General features: G+C 63.2%; 7 protein-coding genes. 4 read left to right on the plus strand and 3 right to left on the minus strand.

Annotated elements, in window-relative coordinates:
• Positions 1-11: 11 nt before the first annotated feature.
• The 3 genes from BUB54_RS05480 to BUB54_RS05490 form a co-directional block, all read right to left on the minus strand.
• On the minus strand, positions 12-1,904 hold the full coding sequence (locus BUB54_RS05480) for a polysaccharide biosynthesis protein (protein ID WP_048878143.1): 1,893 nt from the start codon (positions 1,902-1,904) through the stop codon (positions 12-14).
• A gap of 61 nt (positions 1,905-1,965) precedes the next feature.
• Positions 1,966-2,427, minus strand: coding sequence for a RidA family protein (locus BUB54_RS05485; protein WP_048878142.1), 462 nt, complete (start codon positions 2,425-2,427; stop codon positions 1,966-1,968).
• A 3-nt stretch (positions 2,428-2,430) separates the two neighbouring features.
• Complete coding sequence (locus BUB54_RS05490) at positions 2,431-3,927, minus strand: TSCPD domain-containing protein (protein WP_048878141.1); 1,497 nt, start codon at positions 3,925-3,927, stop codon at positions 2,431-2,433.
• A 159-nt stretch (positions 3,928-4,086) separates the two neighbouring features.
• On the opposite strand from BUB54_RS05490, the gene BUB54_RS05495 reads away from it, so the two are divergent.
• The 4 genes from BUB54_RS05495 to BUB54_RS05510 all read left to right on the plus strand — a co-directional run.
• The gene (locus BUB54_RS05495; protein WP_082075606.1) at positions 4,087-4,509 is read left to right on the plus strand and encodes an NADH:ubiquinone oxidoreductase subunit NDUFA12; all 423 of its coding nucleotides are present in this window, start codon (positions 4,087-4,089) and stop codon (positions 4,507-4,509) included.
• A complete protein-coding gene (mlaD, locus tag BUB54_RS05500; protein ID WP_048878140.1) occupies positions 4,509-5,018 on the plus strand; it encodes an outer membrane lipid asymmetry maintenance protein MlaD in 510 nt (169 codons plus the stop codon). Before BUB54_RS05495 ends, mlaD begins: the two co-directional genes overlap by 1 nt.
• On the plus strand, positions 5,018-5,713 hold the full coding sequence (locus tag BUB54_RS21765; RefSeq protein WP_048878139.1) for a DUF2155 domain-containing protein: 696 nt from the start codon (positions 5,018-5,020) through the stop codon (positions 5,711-5,713). The genes mlaD and BUB54_RS21765 overlap by 1 nt, the downstream gene beginning before the upstream one ends.
• Before the next feature lie 147 nt (positions 5,714-5,860).
• Positions 5,861-6,892: OmpA family protein (locus tag BUB54_RS05510; RefSeq protein ID WP_073211349.1), on the plus strand; the 1,032-nt coding region annotated here is incomplete at its 3' end.

The raw sequence follows: 6,892 nt of genomic DNA on the forward strand, positions 1-6,892 counted from the left end.
GGAGCGGCAGACTACTCTGCCGCGCGCGGCACGGCGAGACCCGGTGGCGGTAAAAATTCAGGCACCATCCGGTGCAGCAAGGCCATGGCGTAGGCCTCATCGCCGTGGCGGGCACTTTGCGCCAGCTCCTGCATGGTGGCGTTCACGGCGGCCAGATCCACAAAACGCGGTGTTGCCATGAGAAGCCCTTCATAGCCGGTAGGCACTGGCTGCTCCGCGCCATGAAACAATTCTTCAAATAATTTCTCGCCCGGCCGTAGCCCGGTGAATTTGATCTTAATATCCTCATCAGGCTTCAACCCGGCTAGACGGATCATCTGCCGTGCCAGATCCACGATCTTCACCGGCTCGCCCATATCCAGCACGAAAATCCCGCCATCGGGGATGGCTTCCTCGCCGCAGCCTACGGCGGAGGCCTGCAACACCAGCCCCACCGCCTCGCGGACGGTCATGAAATAGCGCTGCATGGCCGGGTCGGTCACGGTGAGCGGCCCGCCCTGGGCCAGTTGGCGCCGGAACAGCGGCACCACCGACCCGGTTGAGCCCAGCACATTGCCAAACCGCACCGTGACACAGCGCATACCCTGGCGTTTATGCCGCGCCTCCACATCCAGCGCCTGCGCGTACATCTCGGCCAGCCGCTTCGATGCTCCCATCACAGAACTCGGGTTCACCGCCTTGTCGGTCGAGATCAGCACCATCAGCTTTGCCCCGGAAGCCGCGGCGGCATCCGCTACCAACTGCGTGCCGAGCGCATTGGTCCGCAGCCCTTCCAGCTTGTTTGCTTCCACAATCGGCACATGCTTCAGCGCCGCGGCATGGAACACCAGCTCCGGCCGGAATGCCTGCGCGATGGCGCGGATATGCGGGGCATTACGCACATCCGCGACAATGGTCTGGCGGGGCAAGGCGGGGGCGAGTTCCTTGATCTCAAGGTCAATCTGCCAGAGCGCGAATTCCGACGAATCGAGCAGCAGGATCTCAGCCGGGCCAAACCCGGCGATCTGCCGGCACAACTCCGCGCCAATGCTTCCGCCCGCGCCGGTTACCATCACCCGCCGCCCCGCGATCATCTTCGCCATCGCCGCATGGTCCAGCCGCACTTGGCGGCGGTTCAGCAAATCCTCAATGGCAATTGGCAGCAACGCAACCTGCTGGTCGGCGGGCGCCAGTTTGGTGAGGCAGGGGGCGCGCATCACTCTTATGTTCAGCGCATCGGCGGTACGCATCAGTGCCTGCAGCCGGTCGCCGGTGAAATGCGGCGCGGTGACAATCAGCAAATCCGGCTTCTGGGCCAGCCGGGCGAGCATGGCCTCGGCCTCGTCGCTGGCGCCCACCACATCCAGCCCTTGCAACCGCCGGCCGATATGTTTTTCAGACAAGGCGATCAGCCCCGTCACTCGGTAGGGTACAATACCCTTCTGCTGGGCATGGGCGGAGAGAAACAGCTCGGCATTTTCTCCATCGCCCACCAGCAAGGCGGTCTGCGCAGCGCCCTGCACGCCGCGCTTCTGGCGTACCATCCGGTAAAGCAGCTTGGGCACGGTCAAGGACGCGGTCAAGGTCAGCACCAGAATAAACGGAAAAGCTGGGGAGGGCAGGGAAAAGCCGGCGCCCACCATCAGCAGCGTTAGCATGATGGTGGTGATAATGGCCGCACTACCGACCAGCACCAAGTCCCGCAGCGAGACATAACGCCAATGTAGACGCGAGAGGCCGAATGGGATCCCCAGCAGCCAGATCGCCGCTGCGCCCGCCAGCGGCAAGCTGTTTGGATGTGGCATGGGCGCGGCGGGGTTGGCGAGCCAGAAGCTCGCCCCCACCGCCAACGCCGCTAGGGCGCCGTCCAAACCAATATTCACCGCCATTCGCATTGGCAAAAGCGGGTTTTCGCTATGGCTCATGCCTGACTTATAGCCAGGACAAAACGGCAGAAAAAAGTGCGATCAGCGTTTTACGCAACAATTAGCCGATATAAAATAGCCCTTCGACCTCAACCGCCGCGTCCAGGGGCAGGGAGGCCACGCCAACGGTGGAGCGCGCATGGCGTCCAGCCTCGCCAAACACCGTCACCGCGAGGTCCGAGGCACCGTTCATCACCACCGCATGCTGGGTGAAATCCGGCGTGCAGGAGATAAACCCGCCCAGCCGCACCACCTTGGTAATGCTGTCCAGCCCACCCGGCAGCGCGGCTTGCAACTGCGCCAACACATTAATTAGGCAGAGCCGCGCGGCGTGCTGGCCTTCTTCAAGCGCCACCGTGGCGCCGAGCTTGCCGGTCACCGCCACCTTGCCCTCCATGGCGGGCAACTGGCCGCTGACCGTCACCAGATTGCCCGTGATGCTCACCGGCACATAATTCGCCACGGGGGCCATGGCCTGCGGCAAGGTAATACCCAGATCAGCCAAACGATCGGAAATGCTCATGGATCAGCTCACCAATTTCAAATTACGGCGGCGCTCACGCGGTGCAGGGGCCGGCAGGTCCAGCGGCAGCAGCGGCGCACGCTCGGCGGCACCCTCGCCCACGCTGTCCGCCTCGTCAATGCTGGCCTGGGCCAGGTTGGTCTGGCCCAGATAATTCACAGCCAGATTGCGGAACACATAATCCAGCATGGAGGTCGCGGCGGGCACGGCCGGGTCGCCCTCCACCACGCCGGCGGGGCCAAAGCGGGTGAACGTAAAGGCTTCCACGTAATCCGCGAGGTTAACGCCATGCTGGAGCCCGATGCTAACGGAAATAGCGAACGCATCCATTAGCCCCCGGAAGGCCGAGCCCTCCTTATGCAAGGCGATGAAAATTTCGCCCAGGCGGCCATCTTTATATTCACCGGTGGAGAGGAACAGCTTGTGCCCGCCCACGGCCACTTTCTGCGTATAGCCGCTGCGCCGGGCAGGCAGCGTCTCGCGGGTGGATTCGTGGCGCGGCGCCAGCGGTGCGGCGGGGCGCGCGGGCATCACCGGCACTAACTCGGCCAGTGCATCGTGCATCGCGGCATGGGCGGCGGTGCGCGGCAGCGGGAAAATTTCTTCCCCGCCCACCATCCGGGCGAGGGCTCCTTCTGCCGTCAGCCCGCGCGCCGCCAGGGACTGCAAGGCCCAATCGGCCAATTTGCCATCCGCATCGAGGGCCGACAAAGCCGGGGCGAAATTCACCTGAGCCGCGCCCAGCAGCGCTTCAATCTCGGGTTCGTTCAAAAAGCCCAGCAGCGTTTCGTGGCGCCGCGCCCCAGCCTGCGCGGCCTCGGTCTGCGCCGCGCGGGCATCCGCGAGCAGGCCGGGCAGGGGGCAGGTTTCCGGCAGTTTCGGCGTGGTGATCTTGTGCCCGGCGCCGTTCAGCATCCGCGCGGAGGCAGTATCCGCCTCAGCGCCGATAAAGCCCGCCAGCATCACCGCCAGATCCTGGGCTTCCGCCGAGTCGTAGGCCAAACCCAGCCGCGCCAGCAGCAGGTTGAAGTTTGTGAATCCAAGGCGCAGCCGCGGCTCGCTTGGCGCGGCCAGGGTCAGGGCCGTCACTGCCAGCCGTACGTCCCGGCCCAGCGCGACGCTGTCGAACACGCCTGCCTCATCCAAATAAGCGGCGGGGTTAAACACGAAACCCGGCTGCCCGGCGGCACGTTTGCGCCAGACATTGGCGCTGGGGCTGGCGCGGTGGGTGGCCAGCATCGCGTGCAGCCTGGCGGCGAGTCCGTCCTCTATCCCGGCGGCTTTGGCCCGCGCGGCCAGCGGAGCGATCCAGCTTTCCGCCGCCTCGGCGATATGCAGCATTCGTTTGCCCGGTAGAATGGCGGCCAGCCCGTCCGCGGCACGTTGACCCCAGGCGGCGGGAAGGGTCGCCAGCACGAACGGTGCATCAGGATCAGCCGCTGCCTCAAAGGTGGCGAGCTTAATACCGTGCCATGATTTATCGGTTCGGATTTGTGCCATGCGCAGAGTTTAAGCCCTGATAAGACTCAATAAAAGTGCATCTTGTGGTGAATCTGCCTGTCAGCCACAGAATCTTGTGGATAGAGTCGTGCAGCCGCGAAACTCTGCGCCGCAATATCGAGATGGACCATTCGCCCGGCATCTCCTATATCGGAGCGCATGAGCAATGCAGCCCAGACTCCGGCCGCGAGCGGCCCCTCCGCCAAGGCCCGGCCGCTCGGCCTCACGGGTCTTATCCGTAACCCCGGCCTGTACTTCCTCACGCTGTTCCGTGGCCGCTTTGTCGGCCGGGACGAGGCAGGGAACCAGTATTTCGAGCGTCCCGGCAAACAGCGTGCGCGCCGCTGGGTAGTTTATGCCGGTGTGCAGGACCCATCCGTGGTGCCCCCCGAATGGCATGCTTGGCTGCATCACCTGACCGACGCACCGCTCGCCGCGCCGCGCCGCTCCTGGCAGCGCCCACATTTGCCCAACCTCACAGGCACCGCGCAGAGCTACCGCCCCTCCGGCCATGATTATAAAGGCGGCCAGCGCGCCCCCGCCTCGGCCGATTATGAATCCTGGACACCGGATCAGACCTGATGGTCCGGCGCGTTCCTGAGCTGCTCGCCGGCTTCGCCGTCATCATCGTCGCTGCCTTTTTCCTGGTTTACGCGCTGCGTGGCGTGGGTGAGATCAATACGGGCGGATATATGCTGAAGGCGCAGTTCGGCTCAGTCGGCGGGCTAACTGTCGGCTCTGACGTCAAAATCGGCGGTGTGGTCATCGGGCATGTCGCGTCCGAGGAGCTGAACCCCACCACCTATGCCGCGATCGTGAAGCTGGCGATCAACAACAACATCAAGATCCCGACAGACAGCAGCGCCTCCATCACCTCGGACGGTCTGCTCGGCGGGCCATATGTTTCCGTTTCACCCGGCGGCTCCAATAATATGCTAAAGCCCGGGGCGAGCTTCCCGGTCACTCAATCCGCGATCAATCTTGAAGATCTGATCGGCAAGTTCATCTTCTCTATGGGCAACGGGTCCAGCAAGAGTCAAAGCGCTGGTGCTTCGTCCTCCTCCACCAATCCAGCGGCGTTGCCTCAGTAATGCGTCTCTTGCTTCTCGCTTCGGCGGCCAGCTTGCTTGGCGGCGCCGCATTCGCACAAAGCCTGCTGGGCCAAAGCCAGCCCGGTGGGCAGAGCGAGCAACCCGCCATTGCCGTGGCGCCGCCGCCCGCCGTGGTGGCGCAGCCCGCGGCTCCGGCGCCGGTGGCTAAGCCCAACCTCGTGGCGCCGCCGCCGGGGCTGGTGGAAACCCCGCTGCCGCCGCCCGACGCCAGCCAGAGCGCTATCCCTGCCAATGCTGATAATGGCGGTAGTCAAACCATGCAGTTGCAGGCGGTGTCCCCCTCCGCGCCCCCAGCCGCCAGCCCCACCGCGCCAGCACCCGGCAGCGTTGCCGCGCCGCCTCCGGTGAATGACGTGCCGCCCACGCCGGACAATGTCTGGGTGCCGGGCAAAACAGCCACGCTGGGTGTTCTTAATAAAGTAGAGGGCAGCACCCAAACCATAACGATTCCGGTTGGCGGTCAAGCCACGGTCGGGGACCTTACGGTCAGCGTCCAGGCTTGCGTTGTGCGTCCCCCAAAAGCCCTGCCGGATGCAGCTGTTTTTGTCACCTTGCAACCCAAGGATGATAGCTCGGGTAGCCCGGTTTACCGTGGCTGGATGGTTCGTTCCGCCCCCGGCGCAACGGACGCTGGGAATGCAGATGAAGCTTTCCGCGTTATTAACTGCTCGTAAATTAGGCGGTGAGAGCCCGGCTTTTGTGCTAAAAATGCAACAGGGCCAGAATGTTATTGTCTCAATTGAATTAGCCCTGTTGATTTTCGGTATTCAGGGCTAAATGGTTCGTAGTTGATTAATTTCACTACTCATTGGAGTTACGACATGAAGCTGCGTTTAGCTCTTGCCGCTGCCACCTGCCTTGTGCTGCCTCTCGCGGCACACGCGCAGCCAGTCACCGGCCCTTATGTGAGCCTCGGTTTGGGTACCACGATCGAGAACCCGCTCAACCTGCACTCCAACACCGGCGGCGGGAGCGGCAAGGCGCTGTTCCGCAATTCCTACTCCGGTGATGCCGCTGTTGGTTATGGCTTCGGTAATGGCTGGCGCGTGGAGTTGAACGGTAACTTCTACCGTAACACCGACCACAAGATCGATGCTGACGGTGGCGCCCAGCAGCGCGTGACCGGCGGTCTCAACACCTATGGCCCGATGGTCAACGTGTTGTATGACATGAATGTCGGCCTGCCAATCTTCCCCTATGTGGGTGCTGGTGTCGGTTATCAGTGGCAGAAGTTCAACAGCTCGATGAACGGCGCTGGCGGCCAGGTCGTCGGCGGCACCAAGGGTAGCTTCGCATACAACATCATCGGCGGTATTTCCTACCCGCTGTCCTTCGTGCCTGGCCTGTCCGCTACGGCTGAGTATAAGTTCACCCAGCTGACCGCCAGCCGTAATTACGGCGACATCAAAGTTGGCCAGTCCACCAGCCACACCTTCCTGCTGGGTCTGCGCTATCAGCTGTTCCAGCCCCCGCCGCCGCCTGCTCCTGCTCCTGCTCCTGCTCCGGTCGCTGCTCCGGCTCCGGCTCCGGCCAAGACCTATCTGGTGTTCTTCGACTGGGATAAGTACAACCTGACCCCGCGCGCGACCCAGATCATCGCGCTGGCCGCGTCTGACTCCAAGACCCAGAACGTGACCACCCTGAAGGTGAACGGCTATACTGACACCTCTGGTGCCGCGAAGTACAATATGGGCCTGTCCATCAAACGTGCGAAGGCGGTTGCTGCGCAGCTGGTGGCCGATGGCGTTCCCGCTTCGGAGATCGAGATCCACGGCTTCGGTGAAACCCACCTGCTGGTGCCCACCGGCCCTGGCGTGCGTGAACCGCAGAACCGTCGCGTGGAAATCATTTTC

This window comes from Acidocella aminolytica 101 = DSM 11237, from assembly GCF_900129125.1.
Classification (GTDB): domain Bacteria; phylum Pseudomonadota; class Alphaproteobacteria; order Acetobacterales; family Acetobacteraceae; genus Acidocella; species Acidocella aminolytica.

Coding starts and splice junctions, on each gene's coding strand:
- BUB54_RS05480 (WP_048878143.1), bottom strand. CDS start 1,904: ATGAGCCATAGCGAAAACCCGCTTTTGCCAATGCGAATGGCGGTGAAT.
- BUB54_RS05485 (WP_048878142.1), bottom strand. CDS start 2,427: ATGAGCATTTCCGATCGTTTGGCTGATCTGGGTATTACCTTGCCGCAG.
- BUB54_RS05490 (WP_048878141.1), bottom strand. CDS start 3,927: ATGGCACAAATCCGAACCGATAAATCATGGCACGGTATTAAGCTCGCC.
- BUB54_RS05495 (WP_082075606.1), top strand. CDS start 4,087: ATGAGCAATGCAGCCCAGACTCCGGCCGCGAGCGGCCCCTCCGCCAAG.
- mlaD (WP_048878140.1), top strand. CDS start 4,509: ATGGTCCGGCGCGTTCCTGAGCTGCTCGCCGGCTTCGCCGTCATCATC.
- BUB54_RS21765 (WP_048878139.1), top strand. CDS start 5,018: ATGCGTCTCTTGCTTCTCGCTTCGGCGGCCAGCTTGCTTGGCGGCGCC.